Below are 14,319 nucleotides of genomic sequence, written 5' to 3'. Positions count from 1 at the left end.
GCGTCAGAATCCGTGGCTTCTTCCCCACGACCGCCGCTATGAACCTCGCCGATTCCTTCGCAGACGTCAGCCGCTTCGTCGACATTCGCCGCGACATCCACGCGCATCCCGAGCTGGGCTTCGAAGAGCACCGCACCTCCGAGAAGGTCGCCAAGCTGCTCGCCGAATGGGGCATCGAGGTGCACCGCGGCATCGCCGGCACCGGGCTGGTGGGCGTGCTGCGCCAGGGCACAGGCACGCGCAGCATCGGCCTGCGTGCCGACATGGATGCGCTGCCGCTTGCCGAGGCCAACGAGTTCGCCCACAAGTCCACCCACGCGGGCCGCATGCATGCCTGCGGCCACGACGGCCATACGACGATGCTGCTGGCGGCCGCATGGCACCTGGCGCAGAAGGGCGGCCGCTTCGACGGCACGGTGAACTTCATCTTCCAGCCGGCCGAAGAGATGGGCAAGGCGGGCGCCAAGAAGATGATCCAGGACGGGCTCTTCGACCGCTTCCCCTGCGACGCGGTGTTTGCGCTGCACAACTTTCCCGTGGGCGAGGTCGGCCGCTTCGCGCTCAACGAAGGCGCGCTCATGGCCTCGAGCAACACCTACAAGATCACGATGCGCGGCCGCGGCACGCATGCCTCGATGCCGCACACGGGCATCGACCCGGTGGGTGCCGTCGTCGCGCTGGCGCAGGCGCTGCAGACCCTGGTGCCGAAGACCATCGCGAGCACCGAGCGCGCGCTGCTCGCGGTCACGCAGCTGCAAGGCTCCGACGCGCCGAACGTGATTCCCGACGTCGCCACGCTGGGCGGCACGGTGCGCACCTTCTCGATTCCCGCGCTGGACCGCATCGAGGAGCGCCTGCGCACGCTGGCCCAGGGCATCGCGCAGGCGCACGAGTGCACGGCCGAGGTGAGCTTCGTGCGCGCCTCGCCGCCGGTGGTCAACCACAAGGCCGAGGCGCAGTTCGCGGCGAGCGTGATGCGCGAGGTGGTGGGTGAGAACATGGTGACCGACGACTTGCCCGCAGTGATGGGCGCCGAGGACTTCGCCCACATGCTGCTCGCGCGGCCGGGCTGCTATGCCTTCCTCGGCAACGGCGACGGCGACCACCGGCTCGAAGGCCACGGGCCCGGACCTTGCATCATCCACAACACGTCTTTCGACTTCAACGACGAGATCATTCCGATCGGCGCCAGCTACTTCGTGAAGCTGGTGGAGCGCTGGCTTCCGGCCGGCACCTGAACTTCCAGAACAACCATGACGAAAGCGGCCGCTGCGATGTCCCACCTGTTCACCCGACGTTCCCTGGCCGCCTTCGCCGCGGCCGGCCTGCTGGCCCTGGCGGCCGCGGCGCCCGCGCATGCGCAGCGCGTGATCCGCGTCGTGGTGCCCTTCGGCACCGGCGCCGTGCAGGACACGGTGGCGCGCGCCTTCAACAACGAGCTGGGCACGGCGCTCAATGCCAGCGTGATCGTCGAGAACCGCGCGGGCGCGGGCGGTACGGTGGGCGCGGCGATCGTCGCCAAGGCGCCGGCCGACGGCAACACGCTGGTGTTGGCGGCGGCCAGCCACCACATCGCGGGCCATCTCTACAGCAAGCTGCCCTACGACCCGCTCAAGGACTTCGTCGGCGTGGCCAGCATCGGCAATGCCGGCTACGTGGTCGCGGTGTCGAGCGACATGAAGGTGTCGAACACGGCGGAGTTCATTCGCGAGGTGAAGGCGAATCCGGGCAAGTACAACTACGCCTCGGCCGGCAACGGCAGCGCCACGCACCTCGCGATGGCCTCCTTCCTCGCCAAGGCCGGTCTGCAGATGACGCACATCCCGATGAAGTCCACCGGCGAGGCGGTGAACGAGGTGCTGGCCGGCCGCGTGCAGGCGGTGACTTCGTCGAGCATCGGCGTGATCGGCCTGCAGGGCGACGCGCGCATCACGCTCTTGGCCTCCACCGGCAAGGTCCGCAGCCCCTTCCTGCTCAAGCTGCCGACCGCCATGGAGAGCGGCCTGCCGGGCTACGAGTTCGATTCGTGGATCGGCCTGCTCGCACCGGCCGGCACGTCCAGGGCGGAGGTCGACAAGATCAATGCGGCGCTCAACAAGGTGATCTCCGAGCCGGCGATGCAGGAGCGCCTGATGCGCCTCGGCGTCGAGCCGCGCAGTTCCGGCGCCGAGGATTTCCAGAAGCTGCTGCGCGCCGACTGGGACGCGATGGGCGTGGTGGTCAAGGCCTCGGGCGCGAAGATCGATTAGGGCGTGAGCTCGACGTGGTGCGCGCAGTGCGGCACCACGATGCGGCCGAGGTGCGTCAGGCCCGGCTTGCCGGCATCGCCCACGCGCCAGACTTCGATGCCGCCGGCGGGCGTGCTGCCGTCCGCGTATTCGAAGACCGTCGCCAGAAAATGCCGGCCGGCGGCATCGAAGCTGCCGCCCTCCGGCAGCATGCCCTCGAAGGGATAGTCGCCCACCTTGGCGAGTGCGCTGCGGCCGGGGTCGAAGCTGAAATAGCTGATCGAAGCCTGCTTGGTGTAGCGCGGCGAATCGGGTGCGAAGGCGGTTTCGCGCATGTTCACCGTCGCGATGTGGCGGCCGTCGCGACTGATCGCGAGGCCCTCGGACGACCGGTCGCGCTGTCCACACTGGCCACGACTTCGTGCCGGGCCGCGGGACCCGTGCGCTCGCGCGGTGCGAGCTTGATCAAGGACAGGCGCGACGGCGTTGCAGGCAAGCGGCCTTCCACGTCCCTGGCTTCGCGAGGCGCTCGCGGGACGCTAACCCTGCGGACTGGGCGGCAGGCTCTTCAGGTACAGGAAGAGCGCGCGCACGTCGGTGTCGTTCATCTGGCCGAGCGATCCGAAGGGCATGACCTTGATCGGCGTGCCGTCGGGCCGGTTGCCGGTCTTGAACATGCGCGCGAAGGCATCGGCGTCGGCATAGCGCGTCATGGACGTGCCTTCGCCAGGCGTCAGGTTGGCCGCGGCCGGCCAGTCGGGCGGGCCGCCGGGAATCTTGCCGCCGTTGAGCTTGACGCCGTGGCAGCCCAGGCACATGTTGGCCACGTAGGCGCCGTGCGCAACGCTCACGCCGTCGGGCACCGGCTGCGCGGGCGGCAGCGTGTGATCGATCTTCGAGGCGGCGTCGTGCATCAGTCCGAAGCCGTAGAAGGCGCGCACCGGCAGCGGCAGGTCGAGTACCGCCGCACCGCCCGCGGCGGGCTCCATCTTGCGGATGTAGCCGACCAGGGAGGCGAGGTCTTCGTCGGTGAAGCGGTTGTAGTCCTCGCTCGGCATCACCATCAGCACGCGGCCCTTGGGGTCGACGCCGTGGCGGATGGCGCGCACCCAGTCTTCCGGCGCGTAGCCCGCGACCACGCTGCCGGGGCCGGGGCTGATGTTGGGCCCGGCGATGCGCATGCCCTTGCCGTCGTCGAGGAACATCCTGCCGTTGCCCTGGGCGCCGTGGCAGTCGACGCAGCCGCGCGAGGCGTAGAGATAGCGACCGCGTTCGAGCGCGGCCGCGTCTTCGCGGACGGGCACGGCCTTCACCGCGACCTCGAGCTTGCGCTGCATCTTGTGGCGGGCCAGCTGGTCGCCGGCGAACAGGGCGGCGGCGGCGAGGGCGACGAGGATCAGCAGGGCCAGGGCGCCGCGCTTGAGCCAGCGCTTGGTCGTTGTCGTCATGCGAGCTCCTTCGCCTGGCGCGGTGCGCCGGACATCTTCTGCGTGATCAGCCCGGCGGCCATCTTCAATTGCAGGCGCAGCTTCGGCTTGTGGCCCCAGGCGCTGGTGACATCGGTGTGCTGTGTTTCCCAGCCCGTGGGGTCAATGGTCTGCGTGCCGGCGCCGATCTCGAAGTCGAAGCCCGAGGGCGTGGCGCCGTAGAAGGAGAAGGTGCCGTCGGGATCGGGATGCTGGCCGAGTTCCAGCGAGAGCGGCACCTTGTGGCGGCGCGCTCGCTCGAAGGCGATGCCGATGTCGCTGAGCCGCTCGGCCTGCAGCATGAAGTGGTGGATGCGCTTGGACAGCGGCATGTCGAACAGCGCGATCGAGTGATGCCTGCGGTTGCAGTGCAGGAACACGCCGCGGATGTCCATCGGGCCGACACGTGTTGCGAGCCGCTCCGTCACGCCGAAGCCCAGCAGGCCGACGTAGAAGGCCTCCATCGCCGCCAGCTCGTGCGACACCAGCACGGCATGGCCCAGGCCCAGCTCGCCGGTGCGGAAACCTTCGGGAAAGACCGGCGAGGCGAAAGGCTGCGCGGCGGCGGCCAGGCCGGTGAACAGCTCGACGCTGTTGCCGCAGGGATCGGTGCAGCGATGAAGCCGCTGCACGCGGCGCGCACTGCGAAGCGCCGCGTCGGCTGCCGTCACTTCGATGCCGCCCTGGCGAAGGCGCTGCAGCAGGCTGTCTAGCACCTCGTCGTTCGCGCATTCGAGGCCCAGCGCCGCCAGGTCGTCGGTCGGGCCTTCCTGAACGATCAGCCGCTGGCAGGCTTCGTCGATCTGCCAGCCGAGGCTGCCGTCGATGTTGGCCGCAGGCGCGGCGAGGCCGAGCATGTGTTGGCAGAACGCCTCCCATCGAGGAAGACGGCGCGCTTCGAAGACCAGATAGCCGAGGCGGAGATCGGGAGGCATGGCAAACTCTCTATAAATGAAGATTGGGGGCAAAAATGACGGATGCGTCTAAAAATGAATGATGTCCTGAATTTGGGCGACCCGTCCATACCACTTTTGCCAGAGGCCCTGGCCGAAAGTGTGTGGCGGCCCCAGCTGGGCCTGGCGAAGCGCGAGCGCACGCGGGTGCAGCTGGTGCAGGCGGCGATCCGGGTCTTCACGGCGCGCGGCTTCGCCGGCGCCACCATGCAGGAACTGGCGGCAGTCGCGGGCATGACGACCGGCACGGTCTACAACCACTTCAAGACCAAGGAGGAAGTCGCGAGCGCCGTCGCGCTGCTGCTGGCCGACACGCTGTGCCGCCGCATCGCCGACAGCCAGCAAGGGATCGCCGAGGGCGCGCAGCGCATGGCGATCGGCAACCAGCGCTACATCTGGCTGGCCGAGCAGAGCCCGCAGTGGGCGCTGATGATGCTGGACGTGGCGGCCGCGGCGCCCGAGCTGCTGCTCGAGATCCGCGACTATGTGCTGGCCGACCTGCGCCTGGGCGTGAAGCAGAAGGCTTTTCGCATTCCCAACGAGGCGGCGGCGATGGACCTGATCAACGGCACCGTCGCACAGGCCATGCGCAGCGTGGCGCTGGGGCTGGCGCCGCCGAACCATGGCCGCGAGGTCGCGACCTGCGTGTTGCGCGGACTGGGCATGGAGCACGCCGCGGCCAAGGAAGTGGCGCATCGGCCGCTCCCGCCCTTTCCACTCATGGGCGAGGCGCCGGTTGCGCGCCACCGTTCCCCCTGAGCTTGTCGAAGGGTTTTCTTCGACAAGCTCAGGACAGGCCTCGACGGGCTCAGCCCGAACGGTGGGTGTGATGGTCGAGCGGCGGACAGTTCCAGCCGAGCAGCTCGGCCAGCCGCTGCACGATCCAGCCAGCCTCTGCCGCGGACACGCCGGCCTCGGGCGAGTTCAGCCCGGCATGGATGCGCAGGAGGATTTCTTCTTCCGACGGCACCTCGACGTGATGCAGCAGCTGCGCGTGCTGCACCAGGTGGTTGGCGAGGTCCTCGCACACTTCGTAGCGCGCCCGCACGGTGGCCAGCGGCTCACGCAGGCGCTGCCTCGCGTCGGTGTAGATCGCGAAGAAGGAAGGCGGGATGTGGATCTGGTAGTCGTCGGACATGAAAAACGCGCCCGAGGGCGCGTATTCCGGAGCTTGGACAATGAAGCGCGAGGCGCGTTCAGCCGCCCTTCTTGGCCCGCTTGCCCGGGTTCTTCTTGCTGCGGGTCGCGGTGCCGCGCTCGAGGCTGACCTTCTGGCCGCCACCCATCTTGGGCAGGCTGTAGCCGGGCATCGGAACGGGCTTGGGAGTGGCAATGCGATCTGCCTCGGTGCGGATTTTCTTGGTCATGGAAAGCTCGGATAAAAAAGGTCGAAGGGCGTAATTAAGCCACATCGTCGAGCAACCGTACCTTGACGGTCTTGCCCTTGACGCGGCCGGTGGAAAGCTTGTGCACGGCCTCGCGCGCGATGCGCCGATCGACCGCCACATAGGTGGAAAACTCGTTGACGTTGATCTTGCCGACCTGGTCGCGCGTGAAGCCGGCCTCGCCGGTGAGCGCGCCCAGCACGTCGCCGGCGCGGATCTTCTCCTTGCGCCCGCCGACGATCTGCAGCGTGGCCATGGCCGGCTGCAGGGGTTCGGCCTGCGCACTCGAGAGCTCGGCCAGCGGATGCCATTCGGATTCGCGGCTCTGCAACTGCTCGATCTTCCCGACGCTGCCCATCTCGTCCATGCTGGCCAGGCTGAGCGCCAGGCCTTCTGCGTCGCCGCGGCCGGTTCGGCCGATGCGGTGGATGTGGATCTCGGGGTCGGGCGTGACATCGACGTTGATCACGGCTTCGAGCTGCGCGATGTCGAGCCCGCGCGCGGCCACGTCGGTGGCGACCAGCACCGAGCAGCTGCGGTTGGCGAACTGCACCAGCACCTGGTCGCGCTCGCGCTGCTCGAGTTCGCCGAACAGGGCCAGCGCGCTGAAGCCCTGGGCCTGCAGCACCTGCACCAGGTCGCGGCACTGCTGCTTGGTGTTGCAGAAGGCCAGCGTGCTCGGCGGGCGGAAGTGGTTCAGGAGCAGGCTCACGGCGTGCAGCCGTTCGCTGTCCTTCACCTCGTACCAGCGCTGGCGGATCTTGCCTTCCTCGTGCTGCACCTGCACCGTGATCTGCTGCGGGTTCTTCATGAACTGCGCGCTGAGCTGGGCGATGCCTTCGGGGTAGGTCGCGGAGAACAGCAGGGTCTGGCGCTCCTTGGGGCACAGGCGCGCGACCTTGGCGATGTCGTCGAAGAAGCCCATGTCGAGCATGCGGTCGGCCTCGTCGAGCACCAGCGTGTTGAGCGCTTCCAGATCGAGGCTGCCGCGCTCGAGGTGATCCATGATGCGGCCCGGCGTGCCGACAACGATGTGGGCGCCGTGCTCGAGGCTGGCGAGCTGCCCGCGCAATGCGACGCCGCCGCAGAGCGTGACCACCTTGATGTTCTCTTCGGCGCGCGCCAGGCGGCGGATCTCGGTCGTCACCTGGTCGGCCAGCTCGCGCGTCGGGCACAGCACCAGGGCCTGCACCGCGAAGCGGCGCGGATTGAGATTGGCCAGGAGCGCCAGCGCGAAGGCGGCGGTCTTGCCGCTGCCGGTCTTGGCTTGCGCGATCAGGTCACGGCCGAGCAGCGCCGGCGGCAGGCTGGCCGCCTGGATCGGCGTCATCTGCAGATAGCCGAGCTGCTTCAGGTTCGCGAGCGTCTGCGGCGTCAGCGGCAGCGCGGCGAAGTCGGTGGCGGGACCCGTCACGGCAAGAGGATCAGCGGCGCTGCGAGTTGTTGCCGCTGTTGACCGGCGGCGGGCCGCGGCGTTCCAGGTGGCGGAAGGTGATGCGGCCCTTGGTCAGGTCGTAGGGCGACAGCTCCAGCGACACCTTGTCGCCGGCCAGGATGCGGATGTGGTGCTTGCGCATCTTGCCGCCGCTGTAGGCGATCAGCTGGTGACCGTTGTCCAGGGTCACGCGGTAGCGGGAATCGGGCAGCACTTCCGTGACTGCGCCGTTCATTTCGATCAGTTCTTCCTTGGGCATGAGGACTCCGAATAGTGTGTGTAGATGGTTCGAATCGGGCGCCTGCGCATTGCGACGCCGCAATGCGCGAACAAACAGTGAAACGGGCGCAGGCCGGGCCGGAAATGGCGCCCACCGGAGCGGACAGCGCGCTGTTCGCTTCAACGGTACGAAGGCAGTGGTGGCAATCATGGGCGCCCGGTCTGGCGCACCAACACACTGTGTGAGCCGGCTTGAGAGTGAAGGGCCTGGTATTCCAGGTCAGCCGGCTGAGTGACGAAATACTTCGTCGGGTATCGAAACGAACTCCGCATTCTAACCGAGATGGTATGACTGTTGCTTGGCAATGCACCGTCGGATCGAGGCGAAGGGCGGCAGATGCCGCCCTTCCTGCGTGAAGTGCTATCGAAAATGTAGCGAGCTCAGCGAGCGGAACGCGCTGCGCGCATCAGCAGCATCAGGCCCGCGAACTGGCAAGCCGAGCCGACCCAGCCGAGCGCGCCGACGCCGATCGCATCGATCGCCAACCCGCCGAGCGCGGAGCCGGACGCGATGCCGAGGTAGATCGCCGAGGCATTGAGCGAGAGCGTCATCGGCGCCTGCGCGGGTGCCAGGCGGATCAGCCGCATCGCCTGCGCCGGGCCGAAACCCCAGCCGGCAAAACCCCAGAGCGTCGCGAGCATGACGATCGCCGGCACGGCGGCCGAGCGCGGCAGGGCCTGCGCCGCCAGGGAGAGGCCGCCGAGAATCAGGACCAGCATCAGCGCGAAGGCCCGGGCGACGCGGTCGGCGTCGAAGCGGTCGGTGGCCCAACCGCCGGCAGCGGTGCCGACGGCCGCGGCCACGCCGATCGCGCAAAGCACCGCGCCCACGCCTTCGGCGCCGAAGCCCAGCGTCTGCGTGAGGAAGACCGAGATGTAGGTGTAGAAGCTGAAGCCGCCGGTGGCCCACAGCACCGTGGTCAGCAGCGCGGGCAGCAGGCCCGGCTGGCGCGCCGCGGCGAGGGCCGGCGAGCGGACTTCATTGTCTTGGGCTTCGCGCGGCAGTTGCCTCGGCAGGCCGTTGGCGAGGCCCAGTGCGCCGAGTGCCGCGAGGATGGCGACCAGCAGATAGGTCATGCGCCAGCCGCCCCAGCCCGCGATCCAGGCGCCGAGCGGCACGCCGAGCGCGACGGCGACGGTGCCGCCGCCGGTCACCACGGCCAGTGCGCGGCCGCGCAGGCTCGGAGCGGTCAGCGAGGCCGCGACCGCGCTTGCGGTCGGCAGGAACACGCCGGCCGTGAGCCCGAGCGCAACGCGCACCAGCGCCAGCTGCGCGAAGCTCTGCGCCAGCGAGCCCGCGAGCGCGATCGTCGCAAAGGCGGCCAGGCCCGCGATCAGCAGCCGGCGGCGCTCGACGCGCGCGAACAGCGCCGCCATCAGCGGCGAGCCGATCGCATAGCTCAGCGCGAACAGCAGGACCAGCTGGCCGGCGCGGGCCGCGCTCACTTGCAGATCGGCGGCCAGCAACTGCAGCAGGCCCGCGATCATGAAGCTCTCGGTGCCGATCGCGAAGGCGCCGAGCGCGAGCCAGGCGAGGCTCCATGGCAGGCGATGGGCGGGCGTTGTTGCCGGTGCGGCGAGGGGCTGGGTGGCGCAGAGTTCGGGCATCTCGTACTCCTGGTGAGGTTCTCGATGGCTTGAGAATAGGATTGAAAGTGGACCAAAAAAAGATCCACAATCGACGAACTTCATGGAGCCAATTTTCGAACTGGCCATCGGCTTGCCGCCCGAGGGATCGCGCGATCTGCTGCGCGCGGTGCACCGGCAGCTGCGCGCCGCCATCCTCGACGGCCGGCTGCAGCCCGGCCTGCGCCTGCCGGCCTCGCGCGCGCTCGCGGCCACGCTTGGCATCTCGCGCAACACCGTGGTCGCGGCCTACGATCTGCTGCTGAGCGAGGGCTATCTGCTGGCGCGGCCGGGCGCCGGCACCTATGTGGCCGACACGCTGCCGCGTCCGCGGCGCGCGCCGGCTGCTGTCGCCGGCCGGCCCGAGCGGCCCGATGCGCGGCTGGTTTCCCTGCGCAGCCCGCGCATGGCGCGCGAGCCCGTGCTGCACACCGCGCCGGCACGCGACGACTTCCGCGTCGGCCTGCCCGAGGCCGGCGCCTTCCCCTTCGACATCTGGCGGCGGCTCTCCGACCGCGCGCTGCGCGCGATCACCCGCGTGCCGGCCGACTACGCCGATCCACAGGGGCAGCCCGCGTTGCGCGAGGCGATCGCGCGGCATGTGTCTTTCACGCGGGCGGTGGCCTGCGCCGCGGCCGACGTGGTCGTCACCGCCGGCGCGCAGCAGGCCTTCAACCTGCTGGCGCGCATCCTGGTTGTGCCGGGCCGCACGGTGGTGGCGGTCGAGCAGCTGTTCTATCCGCCGCTGGGCCAGGCCATGACGGCAGCGGGTGCCAGGCTGGTGGCGGTGCCGCTCGACGGCGAGGGCTTGCGCGTCGATCGGCTGCCGTCGGATGTGCGCGTGATCTGCGTGACGCCTTCGCACCAGTTCCCGCTCGGCACCGTCATGTCGCCGCGCCGCCGCGCCGAGCTGCTCGCCTTCGCGCGCGAGCGTCGCGCGGTGGTGATCGAGGACGACTACGACAGCGAGTTCCGCTTTGCCGGCCGACCGCTCGACGCGCTGCAGACGCTCGACCGCGCCGGCTCGGTCTTCTACGTCGGCACCTTTTCGAAAAGCCTCTTCCCGGCGCTGCGCCTGGGCTTCGTGGTCGCGCCGCTGTGGGCGCGCGCGGCACTGGTGCAGGCGCGCGAACTGGCCGACTGGCACAGCCCGGCGCTGGCCCAGGATGCGTTGGCCGCCTTCATCGCCGAAGGACACCTGGCGCGCCACATCCGCAAGATGCGCCGCGTCTATGGCGAGCGGCGCACCGTCCTGCTGGAGGCCCTTTCCAGGCATGCAGCCGGGCGGCTCGAGCTGATTCCGTCGGAGGCCGGGCTGCATCTGTCGGCCTGGCTGCGCGGGCGCGGCCGTGCCGAGACGGTGGTGGAACGCGCGGCCGGCGCGGGCATCGCGCTGTCTTCGCTGGGGCGCTATGCGCTGGCGGGAACGGGCACGAACGGGCTGGCGTTCGGCTATGGGTTGATCCATGCGCAGCGGATCGAGGAGGCTGTCCAGCGCCTGGTGGGGTTGATGTAGTCGGCCACTTGCGAGCTGGTCGCTTGCGGCGCACCATCACACTCAACTTCGTTCCAAGGAGCGCGGCCATGAAGACTCGAGAATCGCCCCGACGGTTGTGGGCGTTGGTCGCCAGCGCCCTCTGGTTGTTCGCTCTGTCCGTGCTCTCTGCGGCGCATGCCGCCACCCCCGGCGCGCCGCGCCAGACCGAAGCCGTGTCCCCGCAGGTCCAGGCCCTCCAGCGCGCGGGCGACGCGGTCGTCGCACTGCGCATCACCGCGACCGAGGGCGCCACCTCGGCCGACACCCTCGGGATGCGGCGATCGGGCTCCGGCGTGGTGATCGGGCCCGAAGGCCTGATCCTCACCATCGGCTATCTGCTGCTGGAAGCCGAGACCATCGAAGTCATCACGCAGGACGATCGCACGCTGCCTGCGCGCCAGGTCGCCTACGACCTCGCGACCGGATTCGGCCTGCTGCGCCCGCTGGTGCCGCTGCGCGGCGTCGAGCCGGTGCCGCTGGCAGGCGTCGCCGGCCTGACGCTGGGCGAGCCGCTGCTGGTTGCCACCGGCAGCAGCAGCGGCACCGAAGTGGGCTTCACGCGCCTGATCGCGACGCGGCCTTTCTCGGGCTATTGGGAATACCACATCGAATCGGCGCTCTTCACCAGCCCGCCGGTGGCCAACCACAGCGGCGCACCGCTCTTCAACCGCAACGGCGAGCTGGTCGGCATCGGCAGCCTGTTCGTGCTGGAAGCCGCGGGCGCCGATCGCACGCTGCCGGGCAACATGTTCGTGCCGGTCGAATTGCTGCGCCCGGTGCTGGCGGAGATGCAGTCCACCGGCCGCACGCGGGCGAGCATCCGGCCCTGGCTCGGCCTCTCGTCCTCGGAACGCGACGGGCATGTGCAGATCGTGCGCGTGGACCGGCAGGGGCCCGCGCTGGCGGCGGGGCTTCAGCCCGGCGACGTGGTGCTGGAGGTCGACGGCATCGAGGTCGCCACGCTCGAGGCCTTCTACAAGCAGCTCTGGAAGCGGCCGGCACCCGATGCGGAGGTGGTGCTCACGGTGCAGCAGGGCTCGGAGACGCGCAAGATCCGGATCCAGGCGGTCGACCGCATGCAGACCCTGCGCAAGCCTTCCGGTATCTAGGGATTTAAGGCGCGATCCCCAGCATCCCCTTGTTGGCCACGGTGTCGACGCCGCCGGCCGCGAAGTCGTCGAAGGCCCGGTCGGCCACGCGGATGATGTGGTCGGCGATGAATTTCGCACCCTCGCGGGCGCCGTCCTCGGGGTGCTTGATGCAGCACTCCCATTCGAGCACCGCCCAGCCCGGGAAGTCGGAGGCCGCCATCTTCGAGAAGATCGCCCTGAAGTCGACCTGGCCGTCGCCCAGCGAGCGGAAGCGCCCTGCTCTGTTGATCCATGACTGGAAGCCGCCGTAGACGCCCTGCTTGCCGGTCCGGTTGAACTCCGCATCCTTCACGTGAAAGATCTTGATGCGCTCGTGGTAGTGGTCGATGTAGGCCAGGTAGTCGAGTTGCTGCAGCACGAAGTGGCTCGGGTCGTACAGCAGGCAGGCGCGCGGGTGCTGGCCCACGCGCTCGAGGAACATCTCGTAGCTCACGCCGTCGTGCAGGTCCTCGCCCGGATGGATCTCGTAGCAGACGTCGACGCCGGCATCGTCGAAGGCATTGAGGATCGGCAGCCAGCGCCGCGCGAGTTCGTCGAAGGCCTCTTCGATCAGTCCCGGCGGGCGCGGCGGCCACGAATAAAGATAGGGCCAGGCGAGCGCGCCGGAGAAAGTCGCATGCGCCGTGAGCCCGAGATGGGCCGAGGCGCGGGCCGCCAGGTGCAACTGCTCCACCGCCCACTGCTGGCGCCGGGCCGGGTTGTTCCGCACCTCTGGTGCGGCGAAGCCGTCGAAGCCGGCGTCGTAAGCCGGATGCACGGCCACCAGCTGGCCCTGCAGATGGGTCGAGAGCTCGGTGATCTCGATACCGTGCCGCTCCAGCATGCCCTTCACTTCGTCGCAATAGGTCTTGCTTTCCGCGGCCGTCTTGAGATCGAAGAGGCGGGCGTCCCAGCTCGGGATCTGTACCCCCTTGTAGCCGAGGCTCGCCGCCCAGGCGGCAATGGTGTCGAGCGAATCGAAGGGTGCGCTGTCACCCGCGAACTGGGCCAGGAAGATGGCCGGGCCCTTGATGGTCTTCATGGGTATCTCCTGGGGTCACGAACAGAAAAGAGGCGATCCTATCTCCGCGGCGCTGTCCGACGCAGCTGCGGGTGGCTGTCGTCTGCGCGGGCCTTTCGAACGTTTCACAATACTCTTCTGTTCACCAAGGGCGGCGCGGCCCGCGCGGCGCCAGCCTTGATTGCGATGCCACAAACCGTTTCCGGACGCCTCAAGATCGGCCTGTCTGCCTGCTTCTCCCACGCCGACCCGGAGCGTTCGCTGTTCACCAACAAGACGCTGCAGTATGTCGAGCAGTCCATCGCGCACTGGCTGATGTCGGCCGGCGCGATGGTGGTGATGGTGCCCTGCCCGACCGGCGAAACGGCGCGCGGCGACACCAAGCTCTCGCACTATGCGGAGTGGCTCGACGGCGTGGTGATGCATGGCGGCGCCGACGTCTGGCCCGGCAGCTACGGCGAGGTGCCGCTGAAGGACGCCTGGATCGGCGACCGCGTCCGCGACCTTTACGACCTTGCGCTGGTCGAGGCCTTCGAGGAAGTCGGCAAGCCGATCTTCGGCGTCTGCCGCGGCCTGCAGCTCATCAACGTGGCCTTCGGCGGCACGCTCTACCAGGATATCGAGGCGCAGCATCCCAGCGGCATCCGGCATCGCGACCCGGTGGCCTACGACCAGCACTTCCACGACATCCGCATCACGCCGGGCTCGCGCCTGTCGAAGCTCTATCCGGGCATGGAGACGGCGCGCGTCAACAGCATCCATCACCAGGGCGTGAAGGACATCGCGCCCGGCTTCGAGGTCGACGCTTGGAGCATCCCCGACCACGTGCCCGAAGCCATCCGCCGCCGGGTCGACCGCGGCCGCAGCTACATCGCCGCCACCCAGTGGCATCCGGAGTTCCACAAGTACGGCAGCACCGAGACCGTGGACGACACGGCCATCCTGCAGGACTTTCTCTGGGCCTGCGCGACCGCGAAGGTGAGCCCCCGGGGGCCGCTGCGCAGCGCGCCGGGCCGCATCCGCAACCGCGCGGCGCGGCTGCTGCGGCAGGCGCTGCTGATGCGCTAGTTGCTGCTTATCGGTTGCGGCTTCCGCTGACGGCCGCGTCGATGGTGCCGAACACCGTGATGCCGCTGCCGCCGGTGGTGGCCGAGCGGTCGCCGTCGGCAACAGCTCGCGATGCGCAACCGGCGACGGTGCCGAGCGCGATCGCGACGAGGAGCATGGAAACGAGCTTCTTCACAGGAATCTCCTTCTTG

At 69.0% G+C, this 14,319-nt stretch carries 16 protein-coding genes; 6 read left to right on the top strand and 10 right to left on the bottom strand.

The window, feature by feature from the left end:
• The first annotated feature begins 38 nt into the window (after nt 1–38).
• Complete coding sequence (locus tag ACSQ9A_RS27765) at nt 39–1,238, top strand: M20 aminoacylase family protein (protein WP_436306059.1); 1,200 nt, start codon at nt 39–41, stop codon at nt 1,236–1,238.
• A 15-nt stretch (nt 1,239–1,253) separates the two neighbouring features.
• Complete coding sequence (locus ACSQ9A_RS27760; protein WP_436306058.1) at nt 1,254–2,249, top strand: tripartite tricarboxylate transporter substrate-binding protein; 996 nt, start codon at nt 1,254–1,256, stop codon at nt 2,247–2,249.
• Here the strand turns inward: ACSQ9A_RS27760 and ACSQ9A_RS27755 are convergent.
• The 3 genes from ACSQ9A_RS27755 to ACSQ9A_RS27745 form a co-directional block, all read right to left on the bottom strand.
• Complete coding sequence (locus tag ACSQ9A_RS27755) at nt 2,246–2,563, bottom strand: hypothetical protein (protein ID WP_436306057.1); 318 nt, start codon at nt 2,561–2,563, stop codon at nt 2,246–2,248. The two genes, ACSQ9A_RS27760 and ACSQ9A_RS27755, sit on opposite strands and share 4 nt — an antisense overlap.
• A 204-nt stretch (nt 2,564–2,767) precedes the next feature.
• Entirely contained in the window at nt 2,768–3,676 is a 909-nt protein-coding gene (locus tag ACSQ9A_RS27750) for a c-type cytochrome (protein ID WP_093108527.1), read from the bottom strand.
• Entirely contained in the window at nt 3,673–4,629 is a 957-nt protein-coding gene (locus ACSQ9A_RS27745) for a VOC family protein (RefSeq protein WP_093108528.1), read from the bottom strand. The genes ACSQ9A_RS27750 and ACSQ9A_RS27745 overlap by 4 nt, the downstream gene beginning before the upstream one ends.
• 54 nt (nt 4,630–4,683) lie before the next feature.
• Between ACSQ9A_RS27745 and ACSQ9A_RS27740 the strand changes: the two genes are divergently transcribed.
• Nucleotides 4,684–5,406 (top strand): TetR/AcrR family transcriptional regulator, encoded by a 723-nt coding sequence (locus ACSQ9A_RS27740; RefSeq protein ID WP_436306056.1) that lies wholly within the window; start codon nt 4,684–4,686, stop codon nt 5,404–5,406.
• Nucleotides 5,407–5,455: 49 nt separating this feature from the next.
• Here the strand turns inward: ACSQ9A_RS27740 and ACSQ9A_RS27735 are convergent, their stop codons facing one another.
• From ACSQ9A_RS27735 to ACSQ9A_RS27715, 5 genes are all read right to left on the bottom strand, one after another.
• Entirely contained in the window at nt 5,456–5,785 is a 330-nt protein-coding gene (locus tag ACSQ9A_RS27735; protein ID WP_436306055.1) for a hypothetical protein, read from the bottom strand.
• A gap of 58 nt (nt 5,786–5,843) precedes the next feature.
• Complete coding sequence (locus tag ACSQ9A_RS27730) at nt 5,844–6,014, bottom strand: hypothetical protein (RefSeq protein WP_170855639.1); 171 nt, start codon at nt 6,012–6,014, stop codon at nt 5,844–5,846.
• A 34-nt stretch (nt 6,015–6,048) separates the two neighbouring features.
• The gene (dbpA, locus tag ACSQ9A_RS27725; protein ID WP_436306054.1) at nt 6,049–7,446 is read right to left on the bottom strand and encodes an ATP-dependent RNA helicase DbpA; all 1,398 of its coding nucleotides are present in this window, start codon (nt 7,444–7,446) and stop codon (nt 6,049–6,051) included.
• A gap of 10 nt (nt 7,447–7,456) precedes the next feature.
• Nucleotides 7,457–7,726 (bottom strand): translation initiation factor IF-1, encoded by a 270-nt coding sequence (infA, locus tag ACSQ9A_RS27720; protein ID WP_028249914.1) that lies wholly within the window; start codon nt 7,724–7,726, stop codon nt 7,457–7,459.
• Between the two features lie 401 nt (nt 7,727–8,127).
• Nucleotides 8,128–9,354 carry an MFS transporter gene (locus ACSQ9A_RS27715; protein WP_436306053.1) on the bottom strand — a complete coding sequence of 409 codons (1,227 nt, stop codon included), beginning with the start codon at nt 9,352–9,354 and terminating at the stop codon, nt 8,128–8,130.
• Between the two features lie 82 nt (nt 9,355–9,436).
• Between ACSQ9A_RS27715 and ACSQ9A_RS27710 the strand changes: the two genes are divergently transcribed.
• Entirely contained in the window at nt 9,437–10,888 is a 1,452-nt protein-coding gene (locus ACSQ9A_RS27710; RefSeq protein WP_436306052.1) for a PLP-dependent aminotransferase family protein, read from the top strand.
• A 68-nt stretch (nt 10,889–10,956) separates the two neighbouring features.
• Nucleotides 10,957–12,018, top strand: a complete 1,062-nt coding sequence (locus tag ACSQ9A_RS27705) for a S1C family serine protease (protein WP_436306051.1) — start codon at nt 10,957–10,959, stop codon at nt 12,016–12,018.
• Between the two features lie 4 nt (nt 12,019–12,022).
• On the opposite strand, the gene ACSQ9A_RS27700 is transcribed toward ACSQ9A_RS27705, so the two are convergent.
• A complete protein-coding gene (locus ACSQ9A_RS27700; protein ID WP_436306050.1) occupies nt 12,023–13,081 on the bottom strand; it encodes a sugar phosphate isomerase/epimerase family protein in 1,059 nt (352 codons plus the stop codon).
• Between the two features lie 165 nt (nt 13,082–13,246).
• Between ACSQ9A_RS27700 and ACSQ9A_RS27695 the strand changes: the two genes are divergently transcribed.
• Nucleotides 13,247–14,128 carry a gamma-glutamyl-gamma-aminobutyrate hydrolase family protein gene (locus tag ACSQ9A_RS27695; protein ID WP_436306049.1) on the top strand — a complete coding sequence of 294 codons (882 nt, stop codon included), beginning with the start codon at nt 13,247–13,249 and terminating at the stop codon, nt 14,126–14,128.
• A 7-nt stretch (nt 14,129–14,135) separates the two neighbouring features.
• Here the strand turns inward: ACSQ9A_RS27695 and ACSQ9A_RS27690 are convergent, their stop codons facing one another.
• Nucleotides 14,136–14,303, bottom strand: coding sequence for a hypothetical protein (locus ACSQ9A_RS27690; RefSeq protein ID WP_170855640.1), 168 nt, complete (start codon nt 14,301–14,303; stop codon nt 14,136–14,138).
• Nucleotides 14,304–14,319: the final 16 nt, after the last annotated feature.

Origin of the sequence: Variovorax sp. LjRoot290, from assembly GCF_964253985.1 — a bacterium.
In the GTDB taxonomy this organism is placed as follows: domain Bacteria; phylum Pseudomonadota; class Gammaproteobacteria; order Burkholderiales; family Burkholderiaceae_C; genus Variovorax.
The sequence above is the reverse complement of the archived record's forward strand: the minus strand, read 5'-3'. Positions and strand labels throughout refer to the sequence as shown.

What these genes read in the sequence shown, in the direction of transcription:
- ACSQ9A_RS27705 (WP_436306051.1), top strand. Translation starts at nt 10,957, where the DNA reads ATGAAGACTCGAGAATCGCCCCGACGGTTGTGGGCGTTGGTCGCCAGC.
- ACSQ9A_RS27760 (WP_436306058.1), top strand. Translation starts at nt 1,254, where the DNA reads ATGACGAAAGCGGCCGCTGCGATGTCCCACCTGTTCACCCGACGTTCC.
- ACSQ9A_RS27735 (WP_436306055.1), bottom strand. Translation starts at nt 5,785, where the DNA reads ATGTCCGACGACTACCAGATCCACATCCCGCCTTCCTTCTTCGCGATC.
- ACSQ9A_RS27745 (WP_093108528.1), bottom strand. Translation starts at nt 4,629, where the DNA reads ATGCCTCCCGATCTCCGCCTCGGCTATCTGGTCTTCGAAGCGCGCCGT.
- ACSQ9A_RS27755 (WP_436306057.1), bottom strand. Translation starts at nt 2,563, where the DNA reads ATGCGCGAAACCGCCTTCGCACCCGATTCGCCGCGCTACACCAAGCAG.
- ACSQ9A_RS27730 (WP_170855639.1), bottom strand. Translation starts at nt 6,014, where the DNA reads ATGACCAAGAAAATCCGCACCGAGGCAGATCGCATTGCCACTCCCAAG.
- ACSQ9A_RS27695 (WP_436306049.1), top strand. Translation starts at nt 13,247, where the DNA reads ATGCCACAAACCGTTTCCGGACGCCTCAAGATCGGCCTGTCTGCCTGC.
- ACSQ9A_RS27715 (WP_436306053.1), bottom strand. Translation starts at nt 9,354, where the DNA reads ATGCCCGAACTCTGCGCCACCCAGCCCCTCGCCGCACCGGCAACAACG.
- ACSQ9A_RS27765 (WP_436306059.1), top strand. Translation starts at nt 39, where the DNA reads ATGAACCTCGCCGATTCCTTCGCAGACGTCAGCCGCTTCGTCGACATT.
- ACSQ9A_RS27710 (WP_436306052.1), top strand. Translation starts at nt 9,437, where the DNA reads ATGGAGCCAATTTTCGAACTGGCCATCGGCTTGCCGCCCGAGGGATCG.
- ACSQ9A_RS27700 (WP_436306050.1), bottom strand. Translation starts at nt 13,081, where the DNA reads ATGAAGACCATCAAGGGCCCGGCCATCTTCCTGGCCCAGTTCGCGGGT.
- infA (WP_028249914.1), bottom strand. Translation starts at nt 7,726, where the DNA reads ATGCCCAAGGAAGAACTGATCGAAATGAACGGCGCAGTCACGGAAGTG.
- ACSQ9A_RS27750 (WP_093108527.1), bottom strand. Translation starts at nt 3,676, where the DNA reads ATGACGACAACGACCAAGCGCTGGCTCAAGCGCGGCGCCCTGGCCCTG.
- ACSQ9A_RS27740 (WP_436306056.1), top strand. Translation starts at nt 4,684, where the DNA reads ATGAATGATGTCCTGAATTTGGGCGACCCGTCCATACCACTTTTGCCA.